Annotated in this window: 1 protein-coding gene; it reads right to left on the bottom strand. The window is 64.7% G+C overall.

The genetic code is table 11. The features are described 5' to 3' along the window. The coding region (locus KVT28_RS27160; protein ID WP_256448516.1) for a cysteine protease StiP domain-containing protein at positions 1-232 on the bottom strand (232 nt) is incomplete at both ends.

The raw sequence follows: 232 nt of genomic DNA, 5'->3' as shown, positions 1-232 counted from the left end.
TCCAGCCAGCAACGAACACAATGCCTGCGGTGCCGTGCCGCGCTTCGATGATCTCCACCGCGGCCTGATCAATACCGCGATCGCGGATCATGCTAATGCCGTAATGGTAAGATTCGTGGCCCATCGCGCGCAGTGCCTGTTGCAGCATCACGCCCTGCGGCACGCCCGCGCGCACCAGGCTTGCTAGCACAATCGGCGTGGCGCCAAACCGGTGTGCCAGCGTCCGCGCCAG

The sequence above is a fragment of the Pantoea sp. GbtcB22 genome (assembly GCF_019091025.1).
GTDB classification, from domain to species: Bacteria; Pseudomonadota; Gammaproteobacteria; order Enterobacterales; family Enterobacteriaceae; genus Pantoea; species Pantoea leporis.
Note: the sequence above shows the minus strand (reverse complement) of the source record. Positions and strands in the feature narration are given on the sequence as shown.